Source organism: Enterobacter sp. E12 (genome assembly GCF_014596715.2).
GTDB classification, from domain to species: Bacteria; Pseudomonadota; Gammaproteobacteria; order Enterobacterales; family Enterobacteriaceae; genus Enterobacter; species Enterobacter bugandensis.
In genome coordinates, this window is sequence record NZ_CP115601.1 from 3,055,091 (window position 1) to 3,072,025 (window position 16,935).

The following is a 16,935-nucleotide window of genomic DNA, read 5'->3' on the forward strand; positions in this document are numbered from 1 at the left end:
ACCTATTAATTTTTTTTGTATTTTTTAACAGTATCTTTTACTGCATTCAAATAACCATATCCATTTTTTTTATCCGGCTCAAGATACGTACCCTCAGCCCATTCATTCCATGCATTTATGAATAAGAATGGAACATTAGCAGAAATAGATTTTTTATAAAGTTTATCGAAATTATTCTTAAATACCTGAGGATTACTTCCTTTCATCACGAGTGATTTAGTTTTTTTCCTTGGCGTATTATCCCAATCAACGAATGCACCTGAATAATGTGTTTCACTAAAATCCTTTTCAAGGATTTTATCCCAAATTGATTGATAAGATAATATCTGCTCAACGTAATTTGTTTTTAATTTTTCATTAGAAATACGTTTTATTCTTCCGATCACTTTTCGCAATATCGGTTTAAGTTTCCCCATATTGTGTTCAAAAGTACACATTGGTTCAAAATTTAACTCGGCATCAAAATCTAGCTTACGATGATCTTGAGCGAATGAGGTAAGTGTTGACACAAAATGTATATCACCGAAAGACGTTTCTTTTGCCAGTTTCCGCCAATACTGAATCCACTCATTACACTTTTCAAAGCTAGCAGAACGATATAATAGAAATACAGGCTTACCATTATGTTTAATGTATCTTTCGTCTTCGAAAAATGGCTTGAGATAGTTAAAGTGATTTAGCCAGTCTGATTCGTCACCATAACTTTGGGGCATGATAACATCTCGATGACTACCATCCCAACTACGCGTCCATGGCTCGTTAGCCCATGAAAAAAGGAACGGGAGATGTATATCTTTGTTCTCCAGTAAAAGTTCAGCTGGTTTGTCCAGTAAACGCTTACCATTAAACCAGTAATGATAAAAACAAAAACCATCAATATTATGCTTTTTTGCAAGTTCCGATTGCCATTTTAATGTTTCTACATCGAGCAAATTATAATAATAATCGTTCAGAGGTTCTCTGGGCTGGTTATGATTTTTAAAAAGAGGCGTAGCCTTTTTAACATTGACCCATTCGGTAAAACCCTCTCCCCACCATTTATTATTTTCTTCAATCTCATGAAATTGCGGAAGATAAAATGCTAACGTTTTCAAAAATTGCTCCTTATATTTCTATAACAAACTACAAACAAATGAACTGATAACGAAATCAGGAAATAATCCCAAAAGAAGGATAACTGCACCGGCAAAAACTGATGAGAAAAGAAAATAACAATCAAAGCAAACAGGGAGTTGAAGTTAAGGAATGAGTTCTTATTGATAAAGCAATTGTGATTTCTCGATACAATATATCCAAACAACATACTGAGTACAGCTAACCCTATACTACCGAAATACAGGAAGGGTAATAACAAGGATGTATAAAAGGCATTAAAATAACCAGCACTGCCTAGCAGAACGAAATCTTGGACTTTTGTGAAGAAAGCGCTTTGGTCGTAAAACTTAGCGCCTAGTATACCTAAGAATGAAAATGGACTAGAAAGCTCATACAAGATATCAGTATCACCGCTATCAATTGCATGAGTAAAAAGTGAGTAACCTGCAATCGCATAATTGCGAGTATTAATAAGACTTTGACTTAAGTCGCTATCACCTCTAAAAGTGAATATGGCTAATAACAAAATCAAAAATACACCCAGAGCAAAAATAACTTTCTTCAAAGTCATTTTTCTATCATAGCAATATAATATTAATATTGCTGCCAACACCGGAGCGAAAACATAGTATCTTGAAATCAAGATACTTTCTTTTCCTACCAACATTAAAAATGAGAAAAATAAGATTGCAGATTTATTTTTATTAATCTTCAAATACAAACCATAACTAATGCCAAAAAGCGGCACCAGGGTTGCAAATACAAATAAATAAGCTGCAAATGCTCCATAGTATTCTTTTATTGATTGATCTTTAAATAAACTTTCTCTGTATTCTGCGAACGAAATACCACTCGTCACAATATTTTTAAACAGGAACGCCAGATAAATCAATATGAAGAAGTTGATTACAAGTGAAATTTTTACCTGCAAGGAAATATTAAAGAGCGATTGATTATTTATTAGATTATCTTGCTGATGAAATCTTGTTGTTTTATTACCTATATAGCATCCTAAGAAAAAATATAAATAAGAAACAATTAGGATCATCAAACCAGAATCAAATGTGATGTAGAGGCTACTTTGTGAAACCCATAATACTAATGCAAAGACAACATACAGACATAAATAAAAAGATGGATTTCTAGGTCTTCGTTTAATCATCTTGAATTCTTTTCGCTATTAAAACTCACCAGGACAAAAATAGCCGAAACAATTATTTCTGTAATAATCACGCTAATTGTCACGCCATATGTTGGAGTCAGATGCATTAATAGTATAGAAACTATAATATGCATAAAACTCACAGCAAGATATGTTTTCCTGACAACTTTTGTGAAATGATTAGGTATTAACCACCATTGTCCATATACAACGCCCACTGAAACGATAAATGGCAAAGGAGACATCATCAACAATATCATCGACGATATTCGATATTCTTCACTGTAATAATAAAGTGATACAGGGTATCCTATGACAGCCATTGCGACCGATATTAACAATCCGAACGCAATAAACTTCTTACCATACAAGTGCCAGATTTCATTGAGTGTTTTTCCTTCACTAATCAATGAACTGACTCTTGGGAACATCGCTTGCTGAACAGGACTCATCAAACCTTGCGCTGCAGTTCGGATTTTATCTGCTGCTGAGAAATAACCTGCCAGCGTCGGGCCACCAAAATACCCTATAATTAATATATTTAAAGTCGTATAAAAACTTATAGTTATATTAGATACAAAAAGGTCAAATCCCTTAGATAAAACCGAATAGATTTCTTTTATTGAAACTCTTGTAAATTTGGCCAATTTTTGTTTTTTTATAAAGAAACAAGCCAAAATACCTGAGATAAACATCCCTGATGATTGGCTTATAACGGCCATATTCATATCTTCAGGCGTTTTTACTAAAAGGAAAATCAGAATAAGGGAGACGAATTTTGCAATGGTTGTACATATTGCAATACCCTGCATTTTTTCAATCCCTTGAAATAACCATACAGGGAATAAAACTGTACCTATTACGGATATCATCCCTAACAGGATCAGATAAGAGTATATACTCGTGCCATTGATAATTACATATAAAGCAAAAATACATGAAACTATCAGTAATAACGCTAACTTAGCAGCAGTTACTGCTGTATAAATAGAATCAATTTTGGATTGATTATTCTTATTAACTGAAACCAGTAACGTCGCACTAAAGTTAAAGCCATAATCAACAAAAATTATAATGTATTGTAGCCACGCCTGGACCATAGCTACAATTCCAAAATTTTCAGCCCCTAACACTCGCATTAAATATGGGAGGGTTAACAAAGGGAATAAATAGTTTGAAGCCTGAACAAAAAATAGCAGTATAATGTTTTTTTTCACTGGTATGATACACTCAGTAATGTGAAAAAAGCCTGTATGCTATTTACAGGCCTGAGTAGAAATTAATAGTCTGAATCTTTAAAAGCTTTACCAGCAAGATCTTTCGAAGACAAACTCGGTGAACAATCGTGGCTGACAGGCCATGCAATGTTCAGTTCGCTATCTGACCATAAGATTGAACGCTCATGTTCAGGAGAATAATAATTAGTTGTTTTATACACAAATTCTGCTGTATCGCTCAGAACATAAAATCCATGAGCAAATCCCTCAGGGATCCATAATTGTTTTTTATTTTCTGCAGATAAATGTACGCCAACCCATTTCCCATAATAGGGTGAGTCTTTACGAATATCGACAGCGACATCGAAAACTTCACCGACGACACAACGGACTAATTTACCTTGAGCATAGGGCTGTAGTTGGTAGTGCAAACCACGAAGTACATTTTTGCTGGATTTAGAGTGATTATCCTGAATAAAATTCACTTCTTTACCAACGGCTTCGTTGAAAATTCGCTGATTGAAACTTTCCATAAAGAAACCACGATCATCACCAAAAACTTTCGGCTCAAAAATTAGCACATCGGGTATTTCTGTTTTAATGATATTCATTAATTAATAACCTTTGATCATTTTCAGTAAATATTGTCCGTATTGGTTTTTTGACAACGGAGCAGCGAGTTTTTTAACCTGCTCATCATCAATAAATCCTTTGCGGTAAGCAATTTCTTCAGGACAAGCCACTTTCAGCCCCTGGCGCTCTTCAATAGTTGCAATGAAGTTACTCGCTTCAATCAGGCTCTGGTGAGTCCCTGTATCAAGCCAGGCAAAGCCACGGCCCATCATAGCCACGGAAAGCTTTCCTTGCTCCATGTAAATACGGTTAATATCCGTGATTTCCAGTTCACCACGTGCTGACGGTTTTAAATTCTTCGCCATCTCAACGACACTGTTATCGTAGAAATAGAGTCCCGTCACTGCATAATTACTCTTCGGTTCCAGCGGTTTTTCTTCGAGGCTGATGGCGGTACCATTTTTATCAAACTCGACAACACCGTAACGCTCAGGATCGTTCACGTGATAGGCAAAAACCGTTGCACCATTTTCTTTATTAACCGCTGCATCCATCAATTTAGGAAGGTCGTGACCATAGAAAATGTTATCCCCCAACACCAGGGCGCAATCATCGTTACCAATGAATTCTTCGCCAATAATGAAAGCCTGCGCCAGACCATCCGGGCTTGGCTGGACTTTATATTGCAGATTCAGCCCCCACTGGCTTCCATCACCCAGAAGCTGTTCAAAACGCGGTGTATCCTGCGGAGTACTAATAATTAAAATATCTCGAATACCAGCCAGCATCAGCGTTGAAAGCGGATAGTAAATCATCGGCTTATCATAAATAGGCAATAATTGTTTACTAACAGCCATTGTTACTGGATACAGACGAGTACCAGAGCCACCCGCCAGAATAATACCTTTACGCGTTTTCATTTCATCATCTCTATAGTCATAAGATGCCCACTCCCAGGCATCCCGATCATTATTAAATCGCTGTCGCTGTAAACCACTCAGTCAGCATACGCTTAACCCCCGCGTCCCACTGAGGCAGTACGAGGTTGAAATTCTGCTGGAACTTTAACGTATTGAGGCGCGAGTTTGCCGGACGTTTTGCAGGCGTTGGGTACGCACTGGTCGGCACGCCATGAAGCTGCTGTAATGCCAGTTCAATTCCGGCTTTGCGCGCTTCATCAAATACCAGAGAGGCATAGTCGTACCAGGTTGTTGTACCACTGGCAACCAGATGATAAGTTCCCGCCACTTCAGGTTTATTCAGGGCAACCCGAATAGCATGAGCCGTACAGTCTGCTAATAATTCAGCACCCGTAGGGGCCCCGAATTGGTCGTTAATAACAGACAGCTCAGAGCGCTCTTTTGCCAGTCGCAGCATGGTACGCGCAAAATTATTCCCTTTACCGGCATAAACCCAGCTAGTCCGGAAGATCAAATGGCGTGAGCAATTTTCACTTAAGGCTTTTTCACCCGCAAGTTTGGTCTCGCCATACACATTAAGCGGCGCTGTGGCGTCCGTCTCAAGCCACGGCGTATCGCCATTACCCGGGAATACGTAATCAGTAGAGTAGTGAACAACCCAGGCCCCCAATTTTTGGGCCTCTTTGGCAATCGCCTCGACACTCGTGGCATTCAGCAGCTGAGCAAATTCGGGTTCTGACTCGGCCTTATCGACGGCGGTATGCGCAGCCGCGTTGACGATGACATCAGGCTTAATGCGGCGCACCGTTTCTGCAATGCCTTCAGGGTTGCTGAAATCACCGCAATACTCCTGCGAATGGACGTCAACCGCAATCAAATTGCCCAGCGGTGCCAGAGCACGCTGTAGCTCCCAACCCACCTGACCGGTTTTACCGAACAGAAGAATATTCATCAGGCGCGATCTCCATAGTTTTCTTCAATCCAGGACTTGTAGCTGCCGCTTTTCACGTTCTCTACCCATTTTGTGTTCGCCAGGTACCATTCTACGGTTTTACGAATGCCACTTTCGAAAGTTTCCTGAGGCTTCCAGCCCAACTCCTGACCAATTTTCTCTGCATCAATCGCGTAGCGGCGATCGTGACCCGGGCGGTCAGCCACATACGTTATCTGGTCACGATAGGAACCTTCCTTCGGCACGATTTCATCCAGCAATGAGCAGATGGTATTTACCACATCAAGATTCTGCTTCTCATTGTGGCCGCCGATGTTATAGGTTTCGCCAATCTTGCCCTGGGTTACCACGGTGTATAACGCACGGGCGTGATCTTCTACGTACAGCCAGTCGCGGATTTGGTCTCCTTTACCGTAAACAGGCAGGGCTTTACCCTCCAACGCATTGAGAATGACCAGCGGGATAAGTTTTTCCGGGAAGTGATATGGACCGTAATTGTTAGAACAGTTAGTCACAATGGTAGGGAAACCATAGGTACGCAGCCAGGCACGGACCAAATGATCGCTGGATGCTTTAGAAGCAGAATAGGGACTGCTTGGGGCATAGGCCGTTTTTTCAGTAAACAGCGGCAGTTCAGCTCCCTTGGCCATTTCATCCGGATGCGGAAGATCGCCATAGACTTCATCTGTTGAGATATGGTGGAAACGGAAAGACGCTTTTTTATCAGCATCTAACGCTGACCAGTATTGGCGGCTTGCTTCCAGCAGTACATAGGTACCAACAATGTTAGTCTCAATAAAGGCTGCCGGGCCGGTGATCGAGCGATCAACGTGGCTTTCGGCCGCCAGGTGCATCACCGCATCCGGCTGGTGCTCTGCAAAAATACGCGCCATGGCATTGCTGTCGCAGATATCGGCATGTTCAAAATGATAGCGTTCGCTGTGCGAGACATCGGCCAGCGATTCAAGATTCCCTGCATAAGTCAGTTTATCGACGTTAATAACAGAATCTTGCGTATCATTAATAATGTGTCGTACCACCGCAGACCCAATAAAGCCTGCTCCACCAGTGACCAGAATTTTCACGTTTATTTCGCTCTTAATGTTATCAGAAACAATTAATTAGTTGCTGTCGCCCAGGTAACTATTGATAAGCTTCCAGGGCGGAGAAACTGACAATCTGCTATTTTAACTTACCTTTACATTCCAAAGTAAATCGCAGATACCGTCGGTTGGATTAAATGCTGCAGGTGCCTGTAAAAGTATCTCTCGCACGCGCTCGTAGTCGAACTGACAGCAGGCGTTGTCGAGGTCACGGAGAATAATGCTCATCTCACTCCACGGCAACATCACCTCGTTAGCAGTCCTGATACGCGGGTGCTGCGTAACGGATACATTGTCGCCGATAAGCAACTCTTCATACAGTTTCTCACCAGGCCGCAGACCCGTTGTTTTTATCGCGATATCACCATAAGGGTTTTTATCATCGCGAACGGTAAGCCCTTGCAACGTAATCATGCGGTGCGCAAGGTCGATGATCTTGACGGGTTCCCCCATATCCAGAACAAAAACATCGCCGCCCGTGCCCATGGCTCCCGCCTGGATAACCAATTGAGCCGCTTCAGGAATAGTCATAAAGTAACGCGTGATATCTTCGTGAGTCAGCGTCACCGGTCCACCTGCAGCAATCTGTTTTTCAAATAACGGCACAACTGAGCCTGATGAGCCTAACACGTTGCCGAAACGAACCATACTGAAGCAGGTTTTACTGGATTCCTTCGCCAGCGCTTGCAGCACCAGCTCCGCCATGCGCTTGGTCGCCCCCATGGTGTTGGTAGGGCGAACGGCTTTATCAGTCGAAATCAAGACAAAGTTTTCAACACCGCAACTTGCCGCGGCCTGAGCGCAACTCAACGTACCAAAGATATTATTGCGCACGCCATCAAGTACGTTGAACTCGACAAGCGGTACATGCTTGTACGCCGCAGCATGATAAATTGTGTCGACGTTGAATGCTCTGATTAACCTTTCGAGATGCTCTTTATCCTGAACGTTTCCGAGGATTGGATAGATTTTAACTTTAAAATCCTGACCCAGATTCAGGTTACGCAGTTCGGAATCAATGGAATAGAGGGAGAATTCGGACAGTTCGAACAGAATAAGCTGGTTTGGCTTATTTTTAATTATCTGTCGGCATAGTTCAGACCCTATAGACCCCCCTGCCCCGGTAACCATCACTGTTTTCCCGTTGATATTACGGGATATCAGTTCCGGAATGGGTGAGACAGGATCGCGGCCCAGCAGGTCTGTAATAACGACTTTCCGCAAGGAATCAATACTTGCCTTCCCCTCCACCAGATCGACCATTCCCGGGATCGAGAGCACTTCGCACGGCAGACCTTCCAGGGTTTTAATGACTTCGTTTTTTCTGGCCCGGCTTGCGCTTGGCATGGCCAGCAGAATTTTCTTCGCTTCGTATTTCTCAACCAGCCAGGGCAGTTTTTCTGGTGCGAAGACGCTTACTCCGTGAATCACCTGACCTTGCAGGGCGCGATTATCGTCGACAAAAGCAACGGGGTAGTATTCGTCCATCTGGCTCAGCGCAGGCAGTAATTGACGACCCGAAGCACCTGCACCATAAATAACTACCCGAGTGCCCAGATTCAACCCACGATTCACCAACATCCTCATTCCAAGCCGTGATCCGGCAATAAGCAGCAGACCGAATGAGAAATAGATAAAAGGAATCGTTCTCGGCAAATAGAGGTTGGTATAGAACGCTGCGATAATAAGCAAAATGGACGATATGACCATCCCCATCGTTACTACTAATAATATCTTGGCAGTAATGTAACGGATTACGGCCCGATATAGCCCTAATTTAACAAATATTGCCAGAGTAACTAAAATTATTGAGAAAATAAAAAGCCAATGCTCCGTACTATATATCGGAGTCATTGAATCAATACGCACCCAAAATGCAAACCAAAAAGCAGATAAGAGCAGTATAACATCTATGAAGAGAGTAATAATTCGCTTAATTGGTCTGGGTAAAGATATTAAATAATTTAGCATACTAAAAACTGGTCGCCTCACTAAAGCTTGCATTCAGTTTATAAAATAGTACCAGCAGGACACACTGAGTAATCGTCTACTTTAGTATTATAACCGCCCACTGTCCCCGCCTGGAGAAACGCTGCTTTCCCAATCACAGCGCTGCCCGCAAGATGGACACCAACACCTAAATGAGCGAAATCACCAAGAATGGCATCGTGATCTATTGTCGAGTGGCTATTCACAATCGTCGCCAAACCTAATTTTGCGTTGGCACCCACTACAGCTCCCGCTAACACAACAGTTCCCTCAGCAAGGGTCGCCGATGGACTGACAAATGCAAAGGGATGTATAAGCGTTACAGGATGAATACCTAAGCCGAGCAGTTGCTGATAGAGCTGCTCTCTGACTTTATTGTTTCCGATGCCAATAGCGACATGACTGACCTTACCAATATGTAACTGTAGTTCGGAAATTTTTCCAATAATGAGCTGATTAATTTCCTGGCAGGCAGAGGTATTATCGTCGAGGAAAACGATATCCTTATATCCCAGCAGTCTCGCTGTCTCGTACAGCGTACGGCCATGACCACCCGCGCCCAAAATCAATAAGTCATGCATTGACGTTGCTCTCTTTGTCTTTAACTCCTGCCCCACATTTCAGTGCAACAACGAGAAGCGGGAACCAGGCGATGAGCAGCCCCACAACACCATCAATTTTGCCTGAGGCAATAAAAAAGGCGAAGGGGAAAAGCCACAGCAGATTGACGGCAATTGCCAATGATGTCACCGGAACGTGGCTGCCATATTTTCTTGCTAGGATTTGGTAGCCATGGCTGGCATGTGCTTCATAGACCTTTTTACCTGCTACGAGCCTCCTCAATAGCGTTGTCGTGGCATCGACGATAAATATGCCCAGCAAGCATAATTCTGCAATAAAGAAGTGCGAGTCAACTTTCGCAATATGCAGGATCATCAGTCCGATTGTTATACCAAGAAAACCACTTCCGGCATCGCCCATGAAGATTTTCGCGACCGGGAAGTTCCAGACAAGAAAGCCAGCTCCGGCACCAATAAGGGCAAGCGTGAGAGGATAAAGAGAGCCTGGCGCGTCTGTATACGGGTTGATAGCCATCAATACCGCACTACATGCAGCAAAGGTGATGGCCTCCGAGCTAGCTAAGCCATTAATCCCATCCATAAAATTATATAAGTTAAGCATCCAGACCAGATAAACGCAGCCCAGAATCATACCAACCCAGGATAAGGAAACGTCATAACCAAACAGCGTAATGACAGGGAAAGAACCTAAGAAATAGATGCCGATTGCTGCCGCAAGGAAATGCATCAACAGACGCCAGCGTGCCGCGATATGGCCGTGATCGTCAAGGAAACCGATGATGGCAACAATCAATCCTGGAATAAATAAACCCAGGAAGCTATCCAGCGTCAGCGCGCGGCTGAAATAAAACCAGACTAACGCCGCCAGGAGCGTCAGAACGATAGCCACTCCGCCCCCTCGTGGGGTTGGTACCGAATGCGAACTTCGCTGGTTTGGACGGTCAATAACGTTATGCTTAATGGCATAACCACGTAGCCCCCAGGTCAGCGCGCATGATACTAAAAAAGCGAATATCACAATCCCAAAACTCATCATTATTTATTACCTTCGATATAATATTTCGCCGTTTTTTTCATCGTTTCAAAAAGGGTTATCGGGGGCGTCCAGTTTAAATGTTTCCGGGATTTAGAGGCATCGACTTCCAGATCGCCAAACAGCTGATCGTAAATACCTCGTTTACCAACTGAAGAAAGCAATAACCTGAAGATACCCGTTGGAAATGAGACCAGTTTCGCTTTAATGCCCATTGCTGAGGCAAAGGCATTAATCATATCTTCGGTTGAAGGACGTTCTGCATCGGCGAGTAAATAGAGTTGATTTTTGGATTTCTCATTTACCACGCATTCGCTGATGAAACTGACGACATTATCCAGAGATACCAGCGCTCGCTTGTTCCTGACATTTTTAAATGGCAACGGTAGGTTTTTAGAAACCAGTTTTAAAAGGCGCTGTATATTACCCGGTGCATTTTCACCACAAATCAATGCCGGGCGAACAATGGTGATCGCCATATCGCTTTCTGCAAATTGATTAAGCAGACTCTGCTCGGCTTCTCGCTTAGAAATGGCGTAATCAGAAGTGGGTTGTGGCTCCGAGGCCTCAGTAAATGGGATCCCTGAGGTGGCATTACCGTTAACGCCGATTGAGCTTACAAAGATAAAATGTTTAACTCCGCTGGTCGCAGCATCGCTCGCTAATTTCATCGTTGCGTCGTGATTGACACGGCGAAATTCCGCTAAAGCGTCCTGAGCATCATCATTAAGGATATGCGCCCTTCCTGCGGTATGAATGACAGTGTCGCATCCTTGCAGGAGATTTAACCAGTTGGTATTGGCTGAGATATCACCCAGGTTGTAAATGCCCTGTTCAGGGTTCTCCTGCTTGCGCGTTGTTAATATCACCTCGTGTCCTGATGACTTCAACGCCTGGACTAAAGCAGTTCCAAGAAACCCGGTCCCGCCCGTCACCATTACTTTCATTGACATCCCCTATCCGCTCAATCTGATATTTACGCCCGCACGTAGTGCAGATTTGCGTGAAACTGTCTCGTTCACAACTGTTCGTTTAAAATTCAATTGTAAATGCCAGGCACGCTACCGCCCCTGGCTTAACAGCTACCAGTGCACTGAGCGATGTTTGATTAATGATTTTGCTTGTCTGGATACAGACAATAACAGGCGTTAATTGTCGTCCTAAACGACCAGAGAAACAAGCACAAATCGCTACAAAGCTGCTGAGATTTGAATCAGATAACCCTATGTAATCATTAAAATTAATAACAAAAAACGGCAGTTATCATTTTGGTTATGTCTCAACACCAAAAATGATAACTGCCGTTTGTTCTGGACGCGGAAGGAATATCAGTCGTTAGCCAACAGCTTCTCAATCCGGCTTCTGAACTTCGCCCCTTCCTTCAGGTTGCGCAGCCCATAGTTCACAAACGCCTGCATGTATCCCAGCTTCTTACCACAGTCGTAGCTGTCACCTGTCATCAGCATTGCGTCAACGGACTGTTTTTTCGCCAGTGCTGCAATTGCATCGGTCAACTGGATACGATCCCAGGCGCCTGGCTCAGTTTTTTCCAGCTCCGCCCAGATATCGGCATTCAGAACATAACGGCCAACCGCCATCAGATCCGAATCCAGCGTCTGCGGCTGATCGGGTTTTTCGATGAACTCAACGATGCGGCTCACCTGCCCTTCCGTCTCCAGCGCTTCTTTTGTCTGGATAACGGAGTACTCAGAAAGATCGCCCTTCATGCGTTTCGCCAGCACCTGGCTACGGCCGGTTTCATTGAAACGCGCCACCATTGCCGCCAGGTTGTAACGCAGCGGATCGGCTGAAGCGGTATCGATGATGATGTCCGGAAGAACAACGATGAATGGGTTATCACCCACTACCGGACGGGCACACAAAATCGAGTGACCCAGACCCAGCGGCTGTGCCTGACGCACGTTCATAATGGTTACGCCTGGTGGACAGATAGACTGCACTTCTGCCAGCAGCTGGCGTTTGACGCGCTGCTCAAGCAGCGCTTCGAGTTCGTAAGAGGTGTCGAAGTGGTTCTCAACCGCATTCTTGGACGAATGGGTAACCAGGACGATTTCTTTGATCCCCGCAGCAACAATCTCGTCGACGATGTATTGAATCATCGGTTTGTCGACGATCGGCAGCATCTCTTTAGGAATGGCTTTAGTGGCGGGCAGCATATGCATGCCCAGGCCTGCTACCGGAATGACTGCTTTCAAATTAATCATTATTTCTTCCACCTTAAAATGGTTGACGAATTATAGCTCTTAAACCTGTTTTCGCCAGCATGATTTGCCGTAATCCTCTGACAATGTTACGCCTTAGCCCCACGAATTTCTGTAGTTGTAATCTGAATAGATCACACTTCTGTGCCAGGAATAGTCTCAAAAAAGAAAGTTGTCGATTATCTGTGCGGAAGCGCAAAATTCAGCCTTTCCACATTCACTACCTGCTGATCCACCCGGTCAATATCCACCGAACTCTGCCCCTTCTCATTCACCGCTTTAATGTTCGCCAGCGACAGCAAGGTTTCGTCTTTGGCCATAAATTTACCCCGTACATCTTTACGCAGGTCGAAGTTGATCTTCAGCGCGGGGCCAATAGCTGCCTCCTGCATCACGTTGATATTACGTAAGAAAAGATGCTGCGGCTTATTGTGCAGCTCAAGCGTCGCCCGCTTCATCTCCACGTTGGTGATCGCTACAAAGGAGGTCGCATTACCGGATGAAATTTGAATTCCGCGCAGCTTATACGCAAGTTGGCGATTATCCAGGTGGATATTGTTGAGCTTGAAGTTCTGCGGGATGGACAAATAATCGCCTTTAATTACGCCATAGCCGATTAACATTCCGGCACTGTTGACCATGTCGACATTATCAATAATGAAATTATCACAGCCATAAATGGCGACCGTTGCGTTGTCTATACCCGCCTTTTTACTGAAATCGGGGGTAATATTTTTGGCCTTTATATTGCGGATAACAAAGTGTTTCCCGTTCTCAACGTGCACCAGCTGGCGACAGTTGCTGCCGGTGATATTTGCCACCACGAAGTTCTTCACGGTTTGCTTTTCCGGGTAGTCGTTATCGTAGGTGCTGCCGGCGAGGCCGATGCCGATGCCCCAGTTGATCTTGCCGTTGGTGCAGTTGATGTTATCGATCACATGATCGGAGATGAGGATATTGCGGTCATTGATGGCAACGTTCCACTCGATCGCATCGCCCTGCAGATGGCTGAATTTGCTGTTGGTGATCCGGGCGCCATCAACCTGATTGTGAAAGCCCTGGCGCAGGATGGCGTAGTTAGCCTGGCTCACGCTGATGTTATCAATCACCAGATTGCGCATCACGCGAGGTTTCTTGCCACCAATGTAAATCTGCGTCACCGGCCCAAATCCGCTCATTGCCAGCCCTTTGATCGCGCAGTCCGAGCCGCGAACATCGAGCGTGATGTTCTCCGTGCGCCCGCTGCCTTCACCGATCACTTTGCAGCCTTCCTGCAGCACAAAACGCCCACGTCCGTTGCCGGTCAACGCTCCGCGGATCAGCAGCGTTTTACCGTCGGGAATGAAAATGCCCGTATTGATGTTTTCGCAGGTAAGTCCGGCCGGGACAACGACGGTGTCACCGTCCTTAAACGCCTGCTTAAAAGCGGCGATCCAGTCGTTGTTATTGTACTGATTAATGGAGACCGTCTTTCCGCTTGCCGCCCGCGCCATGCGGGACGACAGCAGCGGCGAGGCCGCCAGAACAGACAGAGAAGAGACAAAGGTGCGTCGGGTAATCTTTTTCAGCATACAACCTCGGCGTTACAGCGTTTGCAGCAGGCTCGCTAACTGGCGATTGATTACCTGCTGGTTAAAATCGGTTTCAACTTTTTGTCGGGCATTCTGGAGCACAGGCTCCAGCGCCTGCTGGTCGATGTCGCTGAAGGCAGCCAATCGATCCGCAAGAGCCATCGCGTTATTCTCCGGCACCAGCCAGCCGGAATGATCAGATTTGATCAGCTCCGGGATCCCGCTGTGCAGCGTCGATACCACCGGGATCCCAACGGCCATCGCCTCCATCAGCGCCACCGGAATGCCTTCCATATCGCCATCGGCGCCCGTTACCGAAGGCAGCAGGAACACGTCAGCCTCATCGAGCATGGCTTTAACCTCATGGCTCGGCTTGAAGCCCGGCATCTCCACGACATCGTCCAGCTGATACTGTTCGATAAGCGTGCGCAGACGACGTTCCCACGGGCCAATGCCGAGAATGCGATAGTGGAACGCCACCCCGCGTGCCTTCAGCTGTCGGCAGGCTTCGATGGCCACGTGCAGACCTTTCTTCTCGGTCAGACGGGCTACGGAGATGATCTGCAGCGGTTTTCCCGGCACCTTAACCGGGCGGCGAGTGAAGCGCGTTAAATCCACGCCCATACGCGACACGGCAATTTTCTCCACCGGACAGCCCATGCTTTTCAGTCGTCCGGCCCACAGGTCGCTGATGGGCAGCATCATGTCGCCGCGGCGGAAAAGCTCCTGATACTCCGGCGTGTAGTGGTTCAGCACCTCGCGGCTGGAAATATCGATACCGTGGAAGATGGTCGCAATTTTGCCGTCAATTACGCCAAGCTCACGCAGTTTCGCGGCGGTGACCCCCGCCGGGCCAAAGTGGGCGATAAACACGTCGGCACGATACGGCTGCGCGGTTTGCCCGCAGATGGCCGACAGGATCAGATTGCGGGATTCCGCCCCATAGCGGGAAACGTTCAGCGCGCGCCACGTCGACGCGCGGTGGATCCCGCGTAACGTCTGGCTGGCCCGGTAGCGTAGCTTGCTCAGCTTCCCGGCCGGTTCGTCCTGCAGCCAGCGGGTCTTGGCCTCCAGCCCATACTGGGTATACGCCGCATGGGTATTTTTGGTGTCGCCCTTTTGCAGGGCGACGATCTCCACGTCATATCCCATATCGATAAACGCGGTAATTTGGTTCAGTACAAACGTTTCAGACGACAGCGGAAATTTCAGTAAGAAGAAACCAACCTTCATTTCCCCTCCCGCACGCGGTCAAGTACCGATTTCACCATCCCAATGCCCTTCTCGCGCTCGGCTTTCACCGCCACCGCCAGGCGTTCATTGATGGCGGGCAGTTGACCCAGGGTGTCCCCCACCATCGCACCGAGCGATCCGTCCAGCAGATGACGAATATCCACGGCCATCTCCGGCATGCCAAGCTGCTGCATAATCCCGGCGGACTTGTGCTCATAGTTAATGGCAATGGCCGGCGTGCCAAAGTTCATGGAGATAATCGCCGAGTGCAGACGGGTACCCACGGTCAGGTCGCAGGCTGCGAGCAGTTTGCCCATCTCCAGGTCGTTCAGCTCGTCCATCACCACGTGGTAGCGGGACGGGTCGTTCACCAGATTGCGCAGGTTCAGCGCTACCATGCGGTCATCTTTATTGTAGCTGTCGATGCCGGTACAGGTTGAGAGCGCCAGCACCTGGTAACCGCTGTCCAGCACGCGATTCACCACGTCGGCGAACGCTTTCTCATAGGCTGCCTGGGTGGTGCCAAGACGCTTATCGAACGGGGCGAGTTCACGCAGGGTAATCGCGACGGTCTTCTGTTTCGCCGTCACGTCGAGCCAGTGCTGCACCGCGTAACTCGGCTGGAAGTTATCGTCCTGGTGATCCACCAGCCAGGCGGTATCCACGCCGTGTTCTACTTTAGAGGTGTCAATTTCGCTACGCTTCATCATGTCGAGGCTGACCGATTCGCGCAGGATCAGCGCGTCGCAGTGGCCAAACACATAATTTGCCAGTTGGTTAAACTGCGGATCCTGGAACGGCCCGACGCTGTGGCCGATCATAAACAGCGGCTTTTTCGCCATGAACGTGCACAGCGCATGCTCAAACTGCGGCACGCCGTAGAGATCGACGAAGAACGAGCCGCCGACCTGAATAATGGCGTCATAGCCGGAAAGCAGACGCACGAAGTCCGTAAATCCCTGCGCGATCGCGATGTTGCGCAGCCTGCCGGTGTCGGTGACGCGGGAAAGCAGCACCTGATGCTGGTAGCGACGGCGCAGCACTTTCTTCACGCGCCCCATCACGCCCGCGGCGTTGTTGTGCTGTTTCATCTGGCTGTAGAGCGGGTCGCCCATCACCGGGCGGTTCAGTAACCAGGATGAGCTGACCGGATAACGGCTCATCACGTCTACTTCAGTCTCAGGCTTAAGGGTGTTAATTGCATCCAGTAAACCGCGCAGGATGGCGCTGTCGCCACGGTTGCCGCAGGTATGGTTGCCAAGAATTAATAATTTCATAATGGCC

The 16,935-nt window shown here is 46.4% G+C and carries 15 protein-coding genes; all 15 read right to left on the reverse strand.

Annotated features, from left to right (window positions below; genetic code table 11):
• Positions 1–5: 5 nt before the first annotated feature.
• The 15 genes from IB212_RS14615 to wcaK all read right to left on the reverse strand — a co-directional run bounded on the left by IB212_RS14615 (position 6) and on the right by wcaK (position 16,928).
• Complete coding sequence (locus IB212_RS14615; protein WP_041909156.1) at positions 6–1,094, reverse strand: glycoside hydrolase family 99-like domain-containing protein; 1,089 nt, start codon at positions 1,092–1,094, stop codon at positions 6–8.
• Positions 1,091–2,257, reverse strand: coding sequence for an O-antigen polymerase (locus IB212_RS14620; RefSeq protein WP_071993713.1), 1,167 nt, complete (start codon positions 2,255–2,257; stop codon positions 1,091–1,093). Before IB212_RS14620 ends, IB212_RS14615 begins: the two co-directional genes overlap by 4 nt.
• Entirely contained in the window at positions 2,254–3,474 is a 1,221-nt protein-coding gene (locus IB212_RS14625; RefSeq protein ID WP_041909152.1) for an oligosaccharide flippase family protein, read from the reverse strand. Before IB212_RS14625 ends, IB212_RS14620 begins: the two co-directional genes overlap by 4 nt.
• Before the next feature lie 62 nt (positions 3,475–3,536).
• Positions 3,537–4,085 carry a dTDP-4-dehydrorhamnose 3,5-epimerase gene (gene rfbC / locus IB212_RS14630; protein WP_041909150.1) on the reverse strand — a complete coding sequence of 183 codons (549 nt, stop codon included), beginning with the start codon at positions 4,083–4,085 and terminating at the stop codon, positions 3,537–3,539.
• Between the two features lie 3 nt (positions 4,086–4,088).
• Positions 4,089–4,967 (reverse strand): glucose-1-phosphate thymidylyltransferase RfbA, encoded by an 879-nt coding sequence (gene rfbA, locus IB212_RS14635; protein WP_041909149.1) that lies wholly within the window; start codon positions 4,965–4,967, stop codon positions 4,089–4,091.
• Positions 4,968–5,019: 52 nt separating this feature from the next.
• Positions 5,020–5,919, reverse strand: a complete 900-nt coding sequence (rfbD, locus tag IB212_RS14640) for a dTDP-4-dehydrorhamnose reductase (RefSeq protein WP_041909148.1) — start codon at positions 5,917–5,919, stop codon at positions 5,020–5,022.
• Entirely contained in the window at positions 5,919–7,004 is a 1,086-nt protein-coding gene (gene rfbB / locus IB212_RS14645) for a dTDP-glucose 4,6-dehydratase (protein WP_041909146.1), read from the reverse strand. The genes rfbD and rfbB overlap by 1 nt, the downstream gene beginning before the upstream one ends.
• A gap of 102 nt (positions 7,005–7,106) precedes the next feature.
• Positions 7,107–8,993 (reverse strand): nucleoside-diphosphate sugar epimerase/dehydratase, encoded by a 1,887-nt coding sequence (locus IB212_RS14650; RefSeq protein WP_041909144.1) that lies wholly within the window; start codon positions 8,991–8,993, stop codon positions 7,107–7,109.
• Between the two features lie 38 nt (positions 8,994–9,031).
• Positions 9,032–9,592 (reverse strand): hypothetical protein, encoded by a 561-nt coding sequence (locus IB212_RS14655; RefSeq protein ID WP_022648623.1) that lies wholly within the window; start codon positions 9,590–9,592, stop codon positions 9,032–9,034.
• Positions 9,585–10,628, reverse strand: a complete 1,044-nt coding sequence (locus IB212_RS14660; protein WP_041909140.1) for a glycosyltransferase family 4 protein — start codon at positions 10,626–10,628, stop codon at positions 9,585–9,587. The genes IB212_RS14655 and IB212_RS14660 overlap by 8 nt, the downstream gene beginning before the upstream one ends.
• Entirely contained in the window at positions 10,628–11,578 is a 951-nt protein-coding gene (locus IB212_RS14665) for an NAD-dependent epimerase/dehydratase family protein (protein WP_081752967.1), read from the reverse strand. The genes IB212_RS14660 and IB212_RS14665 overlap by 1 nt, the downstream gene beginning before the upstream one ends.
• A 375-nt stretch (positions 11,579–11,953) precedes the next feature.
• The gene (galF, locus tag IB212_RS14670; RefSeq protein WP_041909139.1) at positions 11,954–12,850 is read right to left on the reverse strand and encodes a GalU regulator GalF; all 897 of its coding nucleotides are present in this window, start codon (positions 12,848–12,850) and stop codon (positions 11,954–11,956) included.
• 176 nt (positions 12,851–13,026) lie between these two features.
• Positions 13,027–14,418, reverse strand: a complete 1,392-nt coding sequence (gene wcaM, locus IB212_RS14675; RefSeq protein ID WP_041909137.1) for a colanic acid biosynthesis protein WcaM — start codon at positions 14,416–14,418, stop codon at positions 13,027–13,029.
• 12 nt (positions 14,419–14,430) lie between these two features.
• Positions 14,431–15,651: a colanic acid biosynthesis glycosyltransferase WcaL gene (gene wcaL, locus IB212_RS14680; protein WP_060571638.1), complete on the reverse strand. Its 1,221-nt coding sequence runs from the start codon at positions 15,649–15,651 to the stop codon at positions 14,431–14,433.
• Positions 15,648–16,928 carry a colanic acid biosynthesis pyruvyl transferase WcaK gene (gene wcaK / locus IB212_RS14685; protein WP_041909132.1) on the reverse strand — a complete coding sequence of 427 codons (1,281 nt, stop codon included), beginning with the start codon at positions 16,926–16,928 and terminating at the stop codon, positions 15,648–15,650. Before wcaK ends, wcaL begins: the two co-directional genes overlap by 4 nt.
• Positions 16,929–16,935 lie beyond the last annotated feature (7 nt).